Below are 15,928 nucleotides of genomic sequence, written 5' to 3'. Positions count from 1 at the left end.
CCCTCGCCGAGCGGTGGCGAGGGTGCGCGAAAGAAGGGGGGCTGCTCAGTACCAGCCGTTGGCCTGCCAGAAGTTCCACGCCTGCACGGGGCTGCCGTAGCGGGAGTTCATGTAGTCCAGGCCCCACTTGATCTGGGTCTTGGGGTTGGTCTTCCAGTCGGCACCGGCCGAGGACATCTTCGAGGCCGGGAGGGCCTGCACCAGGCCGTAGGCACCGGAGGAGCTGTTCTCGGCGGAGACGTTCCAGCCGCTCTCATGCTCGACGATCTTGCTGAACGCGTTGTACTGCGCGGCGTTCGGGATCATCTTGTGCGCCACGGACTGCGCCGAGGACGGCGACGGGGCGGTCGCGGCCTGGGCCGGGGCGGCGCCGAGCGCGACACCGGCGACACCGGAGGCCAGGGCGGCCACGGTGAGGGCCTTCTTCGGGGAAGCGATGCGGCGGATGGCGGGGAACGACACGAGAACCTCTTACGTCGGGGACATCGGGTCGCCGTTCGCGTTCCAGCACGCTCCGCGTGATGGCCGCATGCGTCGGCGCCGCGATCCGTGCGGACCGTGGCGCCGGGCGACGGGCTCCAGAGAAGCAAGCTTCCGAAACGCCCGCAATACCCCCTTTTACTAGTTGCGGCCGGACCGCCGAGGATGTCCCCGTATGTGACCGGGCTCTCAAAGCGCAGGTCGGAGGGGTTGCAAGAAGGTGCATAAAGGACGTGTCGGCCTACGATCCCAGGTCGTAGGTGACCTCGGTCATATGGGGTGGCTCACGCGCCGGGCGCGTCGAAGGTGACCGGCGCCTCGAAGGCGGCCCGGCGGGTGGCCCGGCGCAGGGCGCGCAGCACGGCCGGACCGACGGTCAGGGTGAGGACGACCGTGCAGACGGCCCGGCCCAGGTCCCAGCCCATGGAGGTGGCCAGACAGTAGGCGAGGAAGCGGGCCAGGTTGGCGGGGACCGCCGCGTGCGGGTCGAAGGAGATGTTTGACGCCATGGTGCCCATGAAGGGCCAGCCCGCCAGGTTCATGATCGTGCCGTAGGCGAAGGCCGCGAGGAAGCCGTAGAGGGCGAGCAGCGCCAGTTCGCCCTTGCCGCGCAGGCGGGCGGCGCCCGGCAGCAGGCCCGCGCCCATGGTGAACCAGCCCATCGCCAGCATCTGGAACGGCATCCACGGCCCGACCCCGCCGGTCAGCAGCGCGGACGCGAACATCGTCACCGAGCCCAGCACGAAGCCGAAGCCGGGGCCGAGCACCCGTCCGCTGAGCACCAGCAAGAAGAACATCGGCTCGATGCCCGCCGTCCCCGCGCCGATCGGACGCAGGGCCGCGCCGGTCGCCGCGAGCACCCCCAGCATGGCCACGGCCTTCGGGCCGAGCCCCGACTCGGAGACGGTCGCCGCCACCACCGCGACCAGCAGCACCAGCAGCCCCGCGAACAGCCAGGGCGCGTCCTCGGCGTGCGCGCTCACCTGCGAGTCCGGCGGCGCGAGGAACGGCCACCCGAACGCGGCCACCCCGACCGCGCCGACCAGCACGAGCGCGACGACGGAACGGGGGCCGAGCCGGACGGCACGGACAACGGTACGGGTCATGCCAGGGCCTTCCGTACCTCGGACACCGTCAGCCAGGGCTGCGGGGCCAGGATCTTGGTGACCTGGGGCGCGAAGGAGGGCGAGGACACCACGATGTCGGCCGTGGCGCCGTCCGCTATCACCTCGCCGTCCGCCAGCAGCACCACCCGGTGCGCGATCTCGGCGGCCAGCTCCACGTCGTGCGTGGCCAGCACCAACGCGTGCCCCTCGGCCGCCAGCCCGCGCAGTACGGCGACCAGGCGGGCCTTGGCCGCGTAGTCCAGGCCGCGGGTCGGCTCGTCCAGCAGGAGCAGCGGGGGGCGCGCCGTCAGGACGACGGCGAGGGCGAGGGCGAGACGCTGGCCCTCGGACAGGTCGCGGGGGTGCGTGTCGTTGCCGATGCCCGGCAGCAGCTCCGACACCAGGGCCCGGCAGGTGCCGGGGTCGGCGGCCGCGTCCTTGTCGGCGGCGACGCACTCGGCGCCCACCGTGTCGGCGTACAGCAGATCGCGCGGCTCCTGCGGCACCAGGCCGACCCGGCGCACCAGTTCGGCGGGCTTCAGCCGGTGCGGGGCGGCCCCGCCGACCTGGACGGAACCGCCGGTCGGCGCGACCAGCCCGACCAGGGAGCCGAGCAGGGTGGACTTCCCGGCGCCGTTGCGGCCCATGAGGGCGACGGTCTCGCCGGGGGCGACGGTGAGGTCCACACCGCGCAGCGCGTCGACCCGGCCCCGGCGTACGGCGAGGTCCCGGATCTCGGCGACCTGCGGCTCGGCGGGGGCGGGCGCGCGCCGGAAACGGCGGCGGGGCGCGGGGACGGCGGCCGGGGGGAGGAGGTCCCGCTCGCTTCCGGCGAGCCGCTCCCGCAGCGGGCCCGCCCGGCGCCGCGCGTCCCGGACGGTCAGCGGGAGCGGGCTCCAGCCGGCCAGGCGGCCCAGCTCGACCACCGGGGGGATCACCGGGGAGACGGCCATCATGTCGGCCGGGGCGCCGAGCACCGGGGGAGCGCCCGGCGCGGGCAGCAGCACGACCTGGTCGGCGTACTGGACGACCCGCTCCAGCCGGTGTTCCGCCATGAGGACCGTGGTGCCCAGGTCGTGCACCAGGCGTTGCAGGACCGCGAGGACCTCCTCCGCCGCGGCCGGGTCCAGTGCCGAGGTCGGCTCGTCCAGGACCAGGACGCGGGGGTGCGGGGTGAGCACCGAGCCGATGGCGACCCGCTGGCGCTGACCGCCGGACAGGGTGGCGATGGGACGGTCCCGCAGATCGGCGAGGCCCAGCAGGTCGAGCGTCTCCTCCACCCGGCGCCGCATCACCTCCGGGGCGAGGCCCAACGACTCCATGCCGTAGGCGAGTTCGTCCTCCACGGTGTCCGTGACGAAGTGCGCGAGCGGGTCCTGGCCCACCGTGCCGACCACGTCGGCCAGTTCGCGCGGCTTGTGGGTGCGGGTGTCCCGGCCCGCCACCGTGACCCGGCCGCGCAGGGTGCCCCCGGTGAAGTGCGGGACCAGCCCGCTGACCGCGTTCAGGATCGTCGACTTGCCCACCCCGGACGGCCCGACGAGCAGCACGAGTTCACCCTCGGGCACCTCGAAGTCGACGCCCTGGACGGTCGGTTCGGCCGCCCCGTCGTACGTGACGGCGACATCCTCGAAGCGGATCACGACGGCTCCTTGCGGTCCTGGGGTACGACGAGCACGGGCAGCAGCCCCAACAGCACGGCGGCCGCGGGCCACAGGGGCAGCGCGGGGGCGGCCAGCGGGACGACACCGGGGTTCAGCGCGCCCGGATCGCGCACCGCCGCCAGCGTCAGCAGCGCGGTGACGGCCGCGCCCGACCCCGCCACCAGCCACGCCCGCACCCCCCACGGTGCCGGACGGTACCGGGTGCGCGGCGAACGGCGGCCGCCCAGCCGCAGCCCGGCGAGCGCGGACAGCGCCCCGGCGAGCAGCAGCGGCAGCCCGTACACCCCGCCCTCGGCGGTGAGCAGCCCGTACGTGCCCGCGCACACCCCGAGCAGCCCGCCCAGGGTGAGTGCGGTCGTCGTACGGCGCACCCGCGCGGGCACCTCGGCGGTGCGGCCGTAGCCGCGGGCGTCCATTGCGGCGGCCAGCGCCACCGAGCGCTCCAACGCGCCCTCCAGCACCGGCAGTCCGACCTGGAACAGGCCCCGCAATCCACGGTCGGGGCGCCCCCTGAGGCGGCGGGCGGCGCGCAGCCGCTGCACGTCGGCGATGAGATGCGGGGCGAAGGTCAGCGCGACCACCACCGCCACCCCCGCCTCGTACAGCGCGCCCGGCAGCGACTTCAGCAGCTTGGCCGGGCCGGCCAGGGCGTTCGCGGCGCCGACACAGACCAGGAGGGCGGCCAGCTTCAGGCCGTTGTAGCCGGAGAACAGCAGCGCCTCCGCCGACACCGGCCCGCCCAGCCGGATGCCCTGCGCCCAGCCGGGCAACGGGATCTCGGGCAGCGTGAACAGGATGTGCGTACCCGGTACCGGCGAGCCCAGCACCGCCGTGAACACCAGCCGGATCAGCAGCACGGCGACGGCCAGCTTGGCGAACGCCGTGTAGGACCGGGCCCACGGCGCGCTGGAGCGGTGCACGGCCACCACGTAGCCCGCCACCGCCATCAGCAGGGCGAGCAGCAGCGGGTTGGTGGTGCGGGTGGCCGCGGTGCCGAGCCCGAGCGACCACAACCACCAGGCACCGGGGTGCAGTTCGAAGCGTGTCCGGCTGCGGACGGGCACGGTGGTGCGGGCGGCGCGGACGCCGGTGTCAGGCATTCCGGCGCCGCCGCGCCTGCCAGAACGCCGCCCCGCCGAGCACCACGATCACGCCGATGCCGAGGGGGAGGCCGAGGGAGGGGCCGTCGTCCTTCGGGGCGGCCTGCTCGCCCGACGTTTGCTCATCTGCCGCCACCTGCTCCCCGCAGCCCCGTGCCGGGTAACCGGCGATGGCGCACAGCAGGGCGTTGGTGTCGTAGCGCAGGGGCTTGGCCGCCTGGGCCAGGGCGTCGGCGGTGCTCGCGTCCGGGGCGACGCGGGCGCAGACCGTGCGCGCGGCGGGCGGGGTCTCCCCGGCCGGGGCGTCGGCCGGGGTGCCGAAGTCGAGGACGAGGGCGACGCGCTTGGTGCCCGCCTTCGCGGGCGTCTTCGCGCAGATCGAGCCGAAGTCCGCCGTGCCGCGCGGCCGGTTCGCGTCCGAGGAGTCCGCGCTGACCGCGAACCGGAAGCCCTGGACCGAGCCGTCGTCGGGACGCTGCATCGCCGGGCCCTGGGTGGCGTACGTCCACCGGTCGCCGGAGCGGTCCCAGAAGGACCAGTACCGGTATCCGGCGGCCTGCGCCTCAGCGGCGGCGGCCAGTACGAGGAGGGACGCGATCAGCAGGGCCGCGGCACGGCGGACCGAGGTCACGGGCGGTTCTTCTTCCGCCCGCTGAACAGGAAGCCGACGCCGATGCCCGCGACCAGGCCGACACCGATGATCCACCAGACGCTGTTGCCGGACTTCTCGGTCTGCTCGGCCGGGACCGTGCTCTGCTTGTCCAGACTCCGGACCAGGTCGGTGCCGCCGAAGTGGCGTGGGTCGGCGCCGACGGCGTGCGCGCTCAGGATGAGCTGGGCGTAGGCGGCCGGGCCGCTCTGCTCCGCCCACTTCGAGGCGTTCTTCTCCAGCCAGGCGTACGGGGCCTTCGCCTGCTCCGTCCAGCCGTCGGCGGCCAGAGCCACCACGGTGTCGGCGGTGTTGCCGTAGTCGGGCTGGTTCTCGGCGCCGGGCATCGCGGACATCAGGTGGCCGGTCTTGCCGACGGCGCCGATGAGGTACGCGGACGCGTTGTCCGCCAAGCGGGCCGGGGTCGCCTTGCCGTCGGCGGCGCAGGCGGGGGCCTTGTCGCGGGCCTTGCCGGGCTTCACGACGAAGCCCTTGCCGAGCGCGCCGAGCACACCGGCGGCCGTGGCGTCCGCGTTGGCCTCCAGCTTGCCCTTCTTGTCCGGCTGGAAGGCGAACGCGCCGCTGCCCTTCTCGGCGCAGGGCACGGCCAGCGAGGCCAGCGCCTCGTCCGGGGTCTTCCCCTTGCCGCGCAGCTCGGCGGGGGCCGCACCGGTGGCGGTCAGCGCGCCGACCACGACGGAGGTGGAGTTGGTGTCGCTCGGGGTGCCGGGGGAGTAGCCCCAGCCGCCGTCCTTGTTCTGCTGGGCCTTCAGCCACGTGACGGCCTTGCCGGTCACGTCGTCGTGCCCGCCGAGCGCGGCGAGCGCCTGGACGGCGGCGGCCGTGCTGTTGGTGTCCGCCGGGGCGCCCTTGCCGCCGCACGGCTTGCCGGTGTCGGCACGGAAGGAGGCGAAGCCGCCGTCGGCGCACTGCTGGCCGGTCAGCCACTTCACGGCCTGGTCCGCGGGCTTCTCGCCGACGGTGTGCTGCGCGAGCAGGGCGAGGGACTGGCGCCAGACGCCGTCATAGGTGGGGTCGGTCTTGCCGAACAGCCCGTCCGGGACCGTCACCTTCGGGGACGGGGCGGCCTCGGCGGCCGTGGCGGGCGCGGCTGCTGCCAGCACGCCTATGGCGGCGAGAGCCGCGGCACTGCGGCGGACGTTCATGGTCGGCGACTGCCTCTCCTGCGAGGAGCCGACGCGCGCGGGGCACTCCCCGGCGGCCCGGCCCCGTATGCCTCGACGGTGCCGTGCGGGGCAAAGCGCCCCGCACGTGAGCCGGTCAACGTCCCGCCGAGGCGTTCCGGCTCACCGGGCCCTGGGGGCGCCGGATGACGGTTGCGGGTCAGCGCCGGAATCACACCGGCTTCCCCCCGTACGGGTGTATGACGACCCCGCCACTTTACCGGGGGCCGCAAAGCCGCCGGTCGTGGCGTGAATCACCTGATCCACTGCTCACAGTGCCCCTACCTGCCGGTAGATTCAGAGCCTCTTGGATGATCAAGTCTGAAACTTGTTCCGGATTGTCGTCCCGTCGTAGTCTCGCGGGACCGTGCAGGCAGAAGGGGGCCCAGAGTGACCGCTGAGGCCAGTCAGGCGGCTCTCGCGGGCACCGCGGCCGACGGCGAGCGACCGCTCCGTATCGCGCTCCTCACCTACAAGGGCAACCCGTTCTGCGGCGGCCAGGGCGTCTACGTCCGCCACCTCTCCCGTGAACTCGCCCGCCTGGGCCACCGGGTGGAGGTCATCGGCTCCCAGCCCTACCCCGTGCTCGACGAGCACGATGAACAGGGTGCCTACGCGGGCCGGTTGAGCCTCACCGAGCTGCCCAGCCTCGACCTCTACCGCCAGCCCGACCCCTTCCGCACCCCCGGGCGGGGCGAGTACCGCGACTGGGTCGACGCCCTCGAAGTGGCCACCATGTGGACCGGCGGCTTCCCCGAGCCGCTCACCTTCTCCCTGCGCGCGGGACGCCAACTGCGCGCCCGTAGAGGCGAGTTCGACGTCGTCCACGACAATCAGACGCTCGGCTACGGCCTGCTCGGCGATCTCGGCGCCCCCCTGGTCACCACCATCCACCACCCCATCACCGTCGACCGGCAGCTCGAACTGGACGCCGCCGAAGACCTCAAGCGCCGCCTCTCGGTACGCCGCTGGTACGCCTTCACCCGCATGCAGAAGCGCGTCGCCCGCCGCCTGCCCTCCGTGCTCACCGTGTCCGGCAGCTCCCGCCAGGAGATCACCGACCACCTCGGCGTACGCCAGGACCGGGTGCACGTCGTGCACATCGGCGCCGACACGGGCCTGTTCGCGCCGAATCCGGCCGTGCCCGAGGTACCGGGCCGGATCGTCACCACCTCCAGCGCCGACGTACCCCTCAAGGGCCTGGTCTTCCTGGTGGAGGCGCTCGCCAAGGTGCGCGCCGAACAGCCCCACGCCCACCTCGTCGTCGTCGGCAAGCGCGCCGAGGAGGGCCCGGTCGCCCAGGCCATCGAGCGCTACGGCCTCGAGGACGCCGTCCAGTTCGTCAAGGGCATCTCCGACGCCGAGCTGGTCGATCTGATCCGCTCCGCCGAGGTCGCCTGCGTGCCCTCGCTGTACGAGGGGTTCTCGCTGCCCGCCGCCGAGGCCATGGCCACCGGCACCCCGCTGGTGGCCACCACCGGCGGCGCGATCCCCGAGGTCGCCGGGACCGACGGCGAGACCTGCCTGGCCGTACCCCCCGGCGACGCGGGCGCGCTCGCCGCCGCCCTGACCCGGCTGCTCGGCGACCGCGAACTGCGCGCCCGCCTCGGCGCGGCCGGTCGCGAGCGGGTGCTCGCCCGCTTCACCTGGGCCCGCGCGGCCGAGGGCACCGTGGCCCGCTACCGCGAGGAGATCGACCGCGCCGGTACGGGTCCCCGCGCGGACCGACCCCTTCCCGCGGCCGTCCCCGGCCGTCCCGTCGCCGCCGCGGCGGCCGTCGCCGCACCTTCCGAAAGCTCCTCCGAAAGCAGGGCCACGTGCTGACCGTCGACTTCTCCCGGTTCCCGCTCGCCCCCGGCGACCGTGTCCTGGACCTCGGCTGCGGGGCCGGCCGGCACGCCTTCGAGTGCTACCGGCGCGGCGCCCAGGTCGTGGCCCTGGACCAGAACGCGGAGGAGATCCGCGAGGTCGCCAAGTGGTTCGCGGCGATGAAGGAGGCCGGCGAGGCCCCCGAGGGCGCCACCGCCACCGCGATGGAGGGCGACGCGCTCGCGCTGCCCTTCCCCGACGAGTCCTTCGACGTCGTCATCATCTCCGAGGTGATGGAGCACATCCCCGACGACAAGGGCGTCCTCGCCGAGATGGTCCGCGTCCTCAAGCCCGGCGGCCGGATAGCCGTCACCGTGCCCCGGTACGGTCCCGAGAAGGTCTGCTGGGCGCTGTCCGACGCCTACCACGAGGTCGAGGGCGGCCACATCCGCATCTACCGGGCCGAGGAACTCCTCGCCAAGATGCGCGGCGCCGGACTCAAGCCGTACGGCACCCACCACGCGCACGCCCTGCACTCGCCGTACTGGTGGCTCAAGTGCGCCTTCGGCGTCGACAACGACAAGGCGCTGCCGGTCCGGGCGTACCACAAGCTGCTGGTCTGGGACATCATGAAGAAGCCGCTGGCCACCCGGGTGGCCGAGCAGGCCCTCAACCCGCTGATCGGCAAGAGCTTCGTCGCCTACGCCACCAAGCCGCACCTGCCCCGCCTCGACGAGGCCGGGACGGACGCCCGGTGACGACGCCCAGGACCGACCACCTCGTCCTGACCGGGGTCCTCACCGCCGAGCAGGCCGCCGACACCGTCCGGGGCATCCTCGCGGTGCAGCGCCCCGACGGCGCGATCCCCTGGTTCCGCGGCCACCACCTCGACCCCTGGGACCACACCGAGGCCGCCATGGCCCTCGACGCGGCCGGGGAGCACGCGGCCGCCGAGCGCGCCTACCGCTGGCTCGCCGACCACCAGAACGAGGACGGCTCCTGGTACGCCGCCTACGCGGACGGCGCCCACGACGACGTCACCGACTCCGCCCGCGAGTCCAACTTCGTCGCCTACATAGCCGTCGGCGTCTGGCACCACTACCTGTCCACCGGGGACGACACGTTCCTGGACCGGATGTGGCCCACCGTGTACGCGGCCGTCGAATGGGTGCTGCGGCTCCAGCGGCCGGGCGGGCAGATCGGCTGGCGGCGCGCCGAGGACGGCACCCCCGCCACCGACGCCCTGCTCACCGGCAGCTCCTCGATCCACCACGCCCTGCGCTGTGCGCTCGCCATCGCCGAACAGCGTGAAGAGCCGCAGCCCGACTGGGAGTTGGCGGTGGGCGCGCTCCGGCACGCGATCCGCAGGCACCCCGAGCGCTTCCTCGACAAGAACCAGTACTCGATGGACTGGTACTACCCGGTCCTCGGCGGCGCCGTCACCGGCGTCGAGGCCAAGGAGCGCGTCGAGGCCGACTGGGACCGCTTCGTCGTACCCGGTCTCGGTGTGCGCTGCGTCGTGCCCAACCCCTGGGTGACCGGCGGCGAGTCCTGCGAACTCGCCCTGGCCCTCTGGGCGGTGGGGGAGTCCGACCGCGCGCTGGAGATACTCCAGTCCGTCCAGCACCTGCGCGATCCCGAGTCCGGCCTCTACTGGACCGGCTACGTCTTCGACGACGACGCCATCTGGCCCCGGGAACTCACCAGTTGGACTGCCGGCTCGCTGCTCCTCGCGGTCGCCGCCCTCGGTGGCCACGACGCGACCGGCGCCGTCTTCGGAGGCGACCTCCTGCCCCGCGGCCTGGACCCCGACTGCTGCGCCTAGCGGCAGGCGGGGCCCCTTGGGCGGGTGGCGGGTGCCGGGTGCCGGGTCAGCGGTGCAGACGGCCCGCGATGAAGTGGCCGATGAAGAGGTAGACCACGGCGGCCAGGCCGTAACCGGCGACGACCCGCGCCCACTCCTCGTCGAAGGTGAACAGGTCGTGCGACCAGCCCGCGAGGAACGCCGCGGCGTCATGGACGAAGTCGACCAGGGCGTTGGCCCGGTTCGCGTCCAACAAGTACATCAAGATCCAGAGGCCGAGGATGAAGGCCATCACGTCCGCTATGACGGCGATGACACGGCCGGCCTGGTTGGTGCCTGAGTGGTATCGAGACATGGTGCTCGAATTGCCGCCGGACGGCCGCTGAAACCGGCCACAGGCCCGTAATACCGGGCCCGACGACCCGTACGGGCCTCCCGGCTGGCGGTGGCCCGGAGGCCGGGCAAGGCTTCGGACCAGAGACACCCGCTCGGGGAATCACGTCCGGAGGACCGCGTGCCCGTTCCGCTGCGCCGCACATGGGTGGCGCTCATCTTGTGCTGCGCCCTGCTGGCCGGTACCGCCGCCTGCGGCAGTGACGACAAGACCAGCACCAAGACCCCCGCCGCGGCCACCCCGAGCCCCAGCACGTCCGCCGAACGCCAGAAGTTCGCCAAGACCCGCTTCGTCGCCAACGCGGGCCTCGCGGCCGGGGCGACGTACCAGTGGATCGTGAAGCCCTGGCGGGCGGGCACCTTCAAGAAGGGTGCCGACGGCCGCAAGGTGGCCCTCGTCAAGGCCGGTCTGGCCGGTGCCTTCGCCTACAACCGGCTCAAGGCCGCCCAGAAGAACGCCCAGGGCGATCCCACCCTCGCCAAGGCGCTCGCCCCGCTCACCGCGGGCATCGAGAGCCTGAAGAACCTTCCGTCCAAACTGCGCGACGGCGATACGGGCGCGATGAGTTCGTTCGAGGACACCATCAATAAGGTGAAGAGCGCGGGCGCGAGCGCGGGTGCCCCGGTCAAGGACCAGGTCCCCTCCTCCTCGGACCTCTCCAAGGGCTAGGGCCTGTTGCGGCCCCAGGCCGTTTCCCCCGGATCACTTCGCCGACCGGATGAGGACGATGCGGAAACGCGAGGTCCGGACGGGTGGGATTGTGCCAAGATCGCGGGATGTTGCGACTCACCGACTTCATTGTCGGCTGTCCGGACACCATGAAGCTGGCGGCCTTCTACTCCGAGGTGACGGGCCGTCCGATCAAGGAGGACAGCTCGGCGGACTGGGCGGGCATCCGGTTCGGCGAGATCGAGCTGGCCTTCATCCGGGTGGATGACTACCGCGCTCCGCAGTGGCCCGACACCGAGCACCCCAAGCAGTTCCACCTCGACTTCGAAGTGGACGACATCGAGTCCGAGCAGAGCCGCGTCCTCGCCCTCGGCGCGACGCTGAAGCAGGACTTCGTCGGCCCCAACGGCTACGGCTGGCAGGTCTTCACGGACCCGGTCGGCCACCCCTTCTGTCTGTGCCGCAACAAGGGCGTCGTCTGGGGCGACCAGGGCCCGGTCTGGCCCGAGCGCGGCTAGGCTCGATGAGGTCGTCGATGAGGAGACCCGCGCCGCAACTGTCCACCGGGGCAGGGCCCGGAACGGCGACGGCCCCCCGCCCGGCAGGGGCGAGGGGCCGTGTGCGACGGTCCGGGGGGCTCAGCCGCGCTGGATGCCCGAGGTGTCCTGGAGGACACCGCGACGGCCGTCCTGGGTCTGCGCGACCAGCGCGTCACCGCGGTGCTCGACCGCCAGGTACCAGGTGCCGGGAGCCAGCTCGGCGACCGGGCTGGGCGAACCGTCCTCCGCGTACAGCGGGCGGGCCACCGGTACGGCGAACCAGAACGGCGAGAAGGCGGCGGGCGGCTGCTGCTGGGCCGGGGCGCCATGGCCCGCGGGCTGCCCGTACACCTGGCCGCCCGGCTGCGGCTGGCCGCCGAACGACGCGGCCTGGGCGCCGGGGTAGCCGTAACCCTGGGGCGGCTGCGCGCCGTAGGGCTGCGGGGCGGCGGGCTTCGGCGCCGGGATCAGCCCGGCCTGGAGCGCCGGGACGAGCGGGGTGGCGATGGCGGCGGCCGCCATCAGCAGCGTCGCGACCAGCGCCAGGATCAGGCCGGTACCGGCGCTCGGCGGCTTCGAGCCGGACGCGATGTTGTCCAGGCCGCCGATGGGGTCGATCACATTGCCCAGCGCGCTCCACGCGGCGAACACCGCGAACGCCACACCGAACACGCCGAGTTCGAGACCGGCGACCTTGCGGGGCTGCGGCAGCGCGCGGGCGGTGACGACGAGCGCGGCGGCGATCAGACCTGCCAGGACGACACTGAACAGGACCGGGCCGCTCTCCCAGAGGTTCGGCATGTCGACGTCGCCGGGAAGGTCGTCGTACGAAAAGTTGTCGAAGAACGACGCGATGAGCAGCAGCAGCGCCGCTCCGATCACCACGCCGTCGCCTCTGGTGAGGGATCGGATATTCACTTCATCAGGTCCTTCGTAGGTCGTCTCGTCGTCGGTAGACAGTACCGTCCGCGTGATCCGCTGTGCGGACGGTTTCGCCCGGCGGTCACGACTCGTGCAGGAAACTCACGATTCCCTCAGAGATCCCCTGCGCGGCCTTCTGCCGCCAGGGACCGCTGGTCAGCAGGGCCACATCGGACTTGTCCCGCATGTTTCCGCATTCGATGAACACCTTCGGAACCGTTGACAGATTGAGACCGCCGAGGTCCGTGCGCGTGACCATCCCGGTGCCGTCGCCCAGGTAGTTGGAGAAGGGGGAGCCGGTGGACCGGTGGTAGCCGTCCGCGACCCGCTCGCCCAGCTTCTTCGAGGGGCCGACGATCGGCCGGGTGTCCGCGGCGCCCGCGTGCACCGAGCCCGGCATGATCACGTGGAAGCCCCGGTTGCCCTCGGCCGAACCGTCCGCGTGCAGCGAGATCGCCGCGTCCGCGTGGGCGGTGTTGCCGATCCGGGCCCGCTCGTCCACGCACGGCCCCCACTTCCGGTCGCCGTCGTGGGTCAGCTTCACCGTGGCGCCCTGCTTCTCCAGCAGCGCCCGCAGCCGGTGGGCGAGGTCGAGCGTGAACTTGGCCTCCGGATAACCGGCGTTGGTGGCGGTGCCGGTGGTGTCGCACTCCTTCTTGCCGTTGCCGACGTCGACCTGCTTGTTGATCTCGGCCGTGTGCTGGAAGTTGCCCATGTTGTGGCCGGGGTCGATGACGACGACCTTCCCGGCGAGCGAGCCCGCGCTCGGCGAGGGACCGCTCGTGCTGCCCGGCGCCGCGGACACCGACGGGCTCGCGGCGGCCGCCGGGCGGTCCGGCTCGTCACCGAGTGCCGACCAGCCCAGCCAGCCCAGCAGGGCGACCGGCACCAGCGCGGCGAACGTCATGGGCAGCGCGCGGCGGGAGCGCGGCTGGGGGGCTTCGTCTTCCGGGCCTTCGTACGACACCCGGCCACCCTAACGGCAGGACCGGCCCCGCCCCCGCATCCCTGACGGCTCGTCAGATGCCGTCCCCGGTGCGCTTCAGCACCCGCAGCGAACCCGTTGCGGAGACCTCGGTGAAGGCGCCCGAGGCCAGCGCCCGCAGGTACACCCGGTAGGGCGCCTGGCCGGTGAACTCGTCCTCCGGCTCGGGGAACACGTCGTGGATGACGAGCAGGCCGCCGGGCGCGAGGTGCGGGGTCCAGCCCTCGTAGTCGGCGTTCGCGTGCTCGTCGGTGTGGCCGCCGTCCACGAACACCAGCGCCACCGGGGAGTTCCACACCTTCGCGACCTGCGGGGAGCGGCCGACCAGCGCGATCACGTGGTCCTCCAGGCCCGCCCGGTGCAGGGTGCGGCGGAAGGTGGGGAGGGTGTCCATCAGGCCGATCTCGGGATCGACGGTCTCCGGGTCGTGGTAGTCCCAGCCCGGCTGCTGCTCCTCGCTGCCCCGGTGGTGGTCGACGGTGAGCGCGGTGACCCCCGCCTCGCGGGCCGCGTCCGCGAGCAGCACGGTGGAACGCCCGCAGTAGGTGCCGACCTCCAGCAGCGGCAGCCCCAGCCGTCCGGCCTCCACCGCCGCCGCGTACAGCGCCAGCCCCTCGTCCACGGGCATGAACCCCTTCGCGGCCTCGAACGCGGCCAGGATGTCGGGCTTCGGTGCCGCGGGCATGCGGGTTCCTCTCGGTCGTACGGCTCTCTGGTCGCCCCATGCTGCCGCACCCCCCGCCGAGGAACGACGGGGGGTGCGGTGGCGGGGGGACTCGCGGGGTTTACGCCGTGACGGTCTCGCCCGGCAGCGGCAGGTCCAGCTCGACCGGACGCTCGTCCCCGGCGTGCGTCGCCGCCGAGGCCAGCGGGCCGTGCCCGGCGGCGCGGGCGGCCAGCACGTACGGGCCCTCGGACGGGACGGTGAGGGCGTAGCCGCCGTCATGGCCGGAGAGGGTGGAGCCCGCCTGGCGGCCCCGGCGGTCGATCAGGGTGACCTTGGCGCGGGCCACCGGGGCGCCGGAGGCGTCCAGCACCCGGCCCCGGAAGCCGCGCAGCACCTCCTCGGCGCGCTCCAGCACCGCGTCCTCCTCGCTGCTGGCCCGCAGCTGGGTGTGCTGAGGGGCCGGACGCGGGGTGCGCGGCAGGAACAGCGCGAGCGTCAGGCCCACCAGCACGGCCGCGGTGGCGATCAGGAACGACACCCGGAACCCGTGCATCGTCGGCACCGCGACCCCGCCGCCCAGGTCGTGCGCGGTGTTGGCCAGCACCATGCCGATGACGGCGCTGGAGACCGAGGTGCCGATGGAGCGCATCAGGGTGTTGAGACCGTTGGCGGCACCCGTCTCGGAGGCCGGGACCGCGCCCACGATCAGCGCGGGCAGCGAGGAGTAGGCCAGGCCGATGCCCGCGCCGAGGACCACCGAGGTGATGATCGTCTGCCACGCGGCGTGCATCAGGCCAAGGCCGCCCGCGTAGCCGACCGCGATGACCAGCAGGCCGATGATCAGGGTCGTCCGGGGTCCGTAGCGGGCCGAGAGGCGGGCGTAGACCGGGGCGGTGAACATCATCGTCAGGCCCAGCGGGGCCACGCACAGACCGGCGACCACCATCGACTGGCCCAGCCCGTAGCCGGTGGCGGTGGGGAGCTGGAGGAGCTGGGGGAGGACCAGCGAGACGACGTAGAAGCTGACACCGACCATGATCGAGGCGAGGTTGGTGAGCAGCACCTCGCGGCGGGCGGTGGTGCGCAGGTCGACCAGGGGGGCCGGTATGCGCAGCTCGTACACGCCCCACAGCAGCAGCACGGCGAGCGCGCCGCCGAACAGGCCGAGCGTGGTGCCGGAGGACCAGCCCCAGTCGCTGCCCTTGGTGATCGGCAGCAGGAGCAGCACCAGTCCGACGGAGAGGCCGACGGCGCCCGGGTAGTCGAAGGAGCCCTTCGCGCGGGCCGGGGACTCGGGGACGACGAGCAGGGTGAGGCCGATGGCGAGCGCGCCCAGCCCGGCGGCGCCGTAGAACAGGGCGTGCCAGTCGGTGTGCTGGGCGACCAGGGCGGCGGCGGGCAGCGCGAGACCGCCGCCGACGCCGATCGAGGAGCTCATCAGCGCCATCGCGGAGGCGAGCCGCTCACGCGGGAGCATGTCGCGCATCAGGCCGATGCCCAGCGGGATCGCGCCCATGGCGAAGCCCTGGAGGACCCGGCCCACGATCATCAGGAGCAGCTGGCTGGTGAAGGCGCTGACCAGCGCGCCGACCACCATCACGGACAGGCTGAGGATCAGCATCCGGCGCTTGCCGTACAGGTCGCCGAGGCGGCCCATGATCGGGGTGGCCACGGCACCGGAGAGCAGGGTGGAGGTGAGGACCCAGGTCGCGTTGCTCGGCTCGGTGCCGAGCAGCTGCGGCAGGTCCTTGATGACCGGCACGAGCAGGGTCTGCATCACCGCGACCACGATGCCCGCGAAGGCGAGCACCGGGACGACGGCCCCGCCCGCTCTCCGGGTGGCGTGGTCGGGTGTGGTGTGGGTCATGGAAATGGGGTCCTCCCGCGTGAATACGTGCAAGGTGAACCTCGTATGCACGGGAAACTATTCCGTTGCTTCGGGACGCTAATGAATCCT

General features: G+C 73.0%; 16 protein-coding genes and 1 riboswitch. Of the genes, 5 read left to right on the top strand and 11 right to left on the bottom strand.

What is annotated here, in order from left to right; all coding sequences use genetic code 11:
- Positions 1–45 precede the first annotated feature (45 nt).
- The 6 genes from ACIPPM_RS09670 to ACIPPM_RS09645 form a co-directional block, all read right to left on the bottom strand.
- The gene (locus ACIPPM_RS09670; RefSeq protein WP_401445167.1) at positions 46–462 is read right to left on the bottom strand and encodes a transglycosylase SLT domain-containing protein; all 417 of its coding nucleotides are present in this window, start codon (positions 460–462) and stop codon (positions 46–48) included.
- Between the two features lie 302 nt (positions 463–764).
- Positions 765–1,586 carry an ECF transporter S component gene (locus tag ACIPPM_RS09665; protein ID WP_401445165.1) on the bottom strand — a complete coding sequence of 274 codons (822 nt, stop codon included), beginning with the start codon at positions 1,584–1,586 and terminating at the stop codon, positions 765–767.
- A complete protein-coding gene (locus ACIPPM_RS09660) occupies positions 1,583–3,229 on the bottom strand; it encodes an ABC transporter ATP-binding protein (protein WP_401445163.1) in 1,647 nt (548 codons plus the stop codon). Before ACIPPM_RS09660 ends, ACIPPM_RS09665 begins: the two co-directional genes overlap by 4 nt.
- Complete coding sequence (locus tag ACIPPM_RS09655) at positions 3,226–4,350, bottom strand: CbiQ family ECF transporter T component (protein ID WP_401445160.1); 1,125 nt, start codon at positions 4,348–4,350, stop codon at positions 3,226–3,228. Before ACIPPM_RS09655 ends, ACIPPM_RS09660 begins: the two co-directional genes overlap by 4 nt.
- A complete protein-coding gene (locus ACIPPM_RS09650) occupies positions 4,343–4,981 on the bottom strand; it encodes an SCO2322 family protein (RefSeq protein ID WP_401445157.1) in 639 nt (212 codons plus the stop codon). The genes ACIPPM_RS09655 and ACIPPM_RS09650 overlap by 8 nt, the downstream gene beginning before the upstream one ends.
- Positions 4,978–6,165 (bottom strand): prenyltransferase/squalene oxidase repeat-containing protein, encoded by a 1,188-nt coding sequence (locus ACIPPM_RS09645; protein WP_401445154.1) that lies wholly within the window; start codon positions 6,163–6,165, stop codon positions 4,978–4,980. Before ACIPPM_RS09645 ends, ACIPPM_RS09650 begins: the two co-directional genes overlap by 4 nt.
- A gap of 130 nt (positions 6,166–6,295) precedes the next feature.
- Positions 6,296–6,370, bottom strand: a riboswitch (cobalamin riboswitch).
- A gap of 203 nt (positions 6,371–6,573) precedes the next feature.
- On the opposite strand from ACIPPM_RS09645, the gene ACIPPM_RS09640 reads away from it, so the two are divergent.
- From ACIPPM_RS09640 to ACIPPM_RS09630, 3 genes are read left to right on the top strand one after another with little or no spacing between them, the layout of a single operon-like run.
- Positions 6,574–8,007 (top strand): glycosyltransferase family 4 protein, encoded by a 1,434-nt coding sequence (locus ACIPPM_RS09640; protein WP_401445152.1) that lies wholly within the window; start codon positions 6,574–6,576, stop codon positions 8,005–8,007.
- Complete coding sequence (locus tag ACIPPM_RS09635; protein WP_388992940.1) at positions 8,001–8,750, top strand: class I SAM-dependent methyltransferase; 750 nt, start codon at positions 8,001–8,003, stop codon at positions 8,748–8,750. The genes ACIPPM_RS09640 and ACIPPM_RS09635 overlap by 7 nt, the downstream gene beginning before the upstream one ends.
- Positions 8,747–9,817: a prenyltransferase gene (locus ACIPPM_RS09630; protein ID WP_401445149.1), complete on the top strand. Its 1,071-nt coding sequence runs from the start codon at positions 8,747–8,749 to the stop codon at positions 9,815–9,817. The genes ACIPPM_RS09635 and ACIPPM_RS09630 overlap by 4 nt, the downstream gene beginning before the upstream one ends.
- 46 nt (positions 9,818–9,863) lie before the next feature.
- On the opposite strand, the gene ACIPPM_RS09625 is transcribed toward ACIPPM_RS09630, so the two are convergent.
- Entirely contained in the window at positions 9,864–10,151 is a 288-nt protein-coding gene (locus ACIPPM_RS09625) for a hypothetical protein (protein WP_401445147.1), read from the bottom strand.
- Between the two features lie 159 nt (positions 10,152–10,310).
- Between ACIPPM_RS09625 and ACIPPM_RS09620 the strand changes: the two genes are divergently transcribed.
- The gene (locus ACIPPM_RS09620; protein ID WP_401445144.1) at positions 10,311–10,859 is read left to right on the top strand and encodes a hypothetical protein; all 549 of its coding nucleotides are present in this window, start codon (positions 10,311–10,313) and stop codon (positions 10,857–10,859) included.
- Positions 10,860–10,966: 107 nt separating this feature from the next.
- Positions 10,967–11,377 (top strand): VOC family protein, encoded by a 411-nt coding sequence (locus ACIPPM_RS09615; protein ID WP_401445142.1) that lies wholly within the window; start codon positions 10,967–10,969, stop codon positions 11,375–11,377.
- A gap of 120 nt (positions 11,378–11,497) precedes the next feature.
- On the opposite strand, the gene ACIPPM_RS09610 is transcribed toward ACIPPM_RS09615, so the two are convergent.
- The 4 genes from ACIPPM_RS09610 to ACIPPM_RS09595 all read right to left on the bottom strand — a co-directional run bounded on the left by ACIPPM_RS09610 (position 11,498) and on the right by ACIPPM_RS09595 (position 15,838).
- Positions 11,498–12,316: a DUF5336 domain-containing protein gene (locus tag ACIPPM_RS09610; RefSeq protein ID WP_401445139.1), complete on the bottom strand. Its 819-nt coding sequence runs from the start codon at positions 12,314–12,316 to the stop codon at positions 11,498–11,500.
- 85 nt (positions 12,317–12,401) lie between these two features.
- On the bottom strand, positions 12,402–13,286 hold the full coding sequence (locus tag ACIPPM_RS09605) for an N-acetylmuramoyl-L-alanine amidase (RefSeq protein ID WP_401445137.1): 885 nt from the start codon (positions 13,284–13,286) through the stop codon (positions 12,402–12,404).
- A 52-nt stretch (positions 13,287–13,338) separates the two neighbouring features.
- Entirely contained in the window at positions 13,339–13,989 is a 651-nt protein-coding gene (locus ACIPPM_RS09600; RefSeq protein WP_401445135.1) for a class I SAM-dependent methyltransferase, read from the bottom strand.
- A 100-nt stretch (positions 13,990–14,089) separates the two neighbouring features.
- Positions 14,090–15,838 (bottom strand): MFS transporter, encoded by a 1,749-nt coding sequence (locus tag ACIPPM_RS09595; protein ID WP_401445133.1) that lies wholly within the window; start codon positions 15,836–15,838, stop codon positions 14,090–14,092.
- Between the last annotated feature and the right edge of the window lie 90 nt (positions 15,839–15,928).

The organism is Streptomyces sp. NPDC090119, from assembly GCF_044747085.1.
Taxonomy (GTDB): domain Bacteria; phylum Actinomycetota; class Actinomycetes; order Streptomycetales; family Streptomycetaceae; genus Streptomyces.
Note: the sequence above shows the minus strand (reverse complement) of the source record. Positions and strands in the feature narration are given on the sequence as shown.